Below are 1,162 nucleotides of genomic sequence, written 5' to 3' on the forward strand. Positions count from 1 at the left end.
CCCTAATTGTCAAGTCAAGTGCAACAAAGATGTTCCTCTGATTAAGTGAGTATCTTTCAAGCTGTTTGAGTTAGCTCAAACAGCTTTTTTGCGGACTGATAGCCATGAATTCGTCTAGGTCTTTCATTGATAGCCTTTGTATAGTCCTCTAAAAGATTCTGATTTAGTTCTTTTAACGAACACCCCTTCGGAATGAACTCTCTTAGTAGTCCATTGAAATTCTCATTTGTACCTCGTTCATAAGATGAATAGGCATGTGCAAAATAAACATCTAATCCCTCTATCTTACTCAATGATGAAAATTCGTTTCCATTATCTGCAGTTATGGACTTAATGGGATAAAGTTTCATACACTCTAAGACTGCTTGATTGACATACTCTGCTTTCTTTTCCACGAGTTTCTTTGTGACAGCATAGCGTGTTTGTCGTTCTACCAAGGTTAGAATAGAAGGTTCTCCTATTGTCTTTCCACCCAGAACAGAATCGATTTCCCAATCTCCAAAACGGGAACGATTATTGATTTCTTCTGGCCTTTCTTCAATTGACTTTCCTAGATGTTTCTTGGTAGAGGGGCGCTTGGTAAATTTCTTACGGATCCGCACTGCTCTTGGCAAATCAATGACCTTAATCTCTAACAATCCTTGATGGATATAGTTATAGAGCGTCTTGGTTGAAGGAACAACTGCATCTACATGTTGGAGTCTATAGGTATGAACAAAGGTATCCACGCTATGCACCCTTGGTTTCTCTCTCATTGCTTCTGTAAATGCTCTCAGAAAGTCATCCGATACGGAATCCAGTTTCAAATAATAGCTGGCTTCTCTAGCATGACGATAACGGTTATGAGCAGCATCTGCATAATAGTGTTGGTAATAGACCTTTTGCCCATTTACTTTTTTCACTTGTGTTATGGAACCACGATTAATTTCACGAGTAATAGTAGAGCGATTTCTCCCTAGTCTACGAGCAATCTCAGCAGGTTTGAGTCCTACGCTTAAATAAGCTTCAATTTCCCCTCGCTCAGCTTCAGATAAGTGCTTGTATGATTGATTTGTGGTAGAATAATTAGTGGACATGTTCATCTTCCTTTATACTGTTTTTCGCAACTCTAGTATATCAGATGAACATGTCTTTTGTGTTGCACTTCATTTTACAATAGGGC

Annotated in this window: 1 protein-coding gene; it reads right to left on the bottom strand. The window is 38.8% G+C overall.

Translation table 11 applies throughout. The features are described from left to right. Positions 1-56 precede the first annotated feature (56 nt). Positions 57-1,076, bottom strand: a complete 1,020-nt coding sequence (locus HMPREF2877_RS05710) for an IS30-like element IS1139 family transposase (RefSeq protein ID WP_171021848.1) — start codon at positions 1,074-1,076, stop codon at positions 57-59. Positions 1,077-1,162 lie beyond the last annotated feature (86 nt).

Origin of the sequence: Streptococcus sp. HMSC072D03, from assembly GCF_001812855.1 — a bacterium.
GTDB lineage: Bacteria > Bacillota > Bacilli > Lactobacillales > Streptococcaceae > Streptococcus > Streptococcus salivarius_D.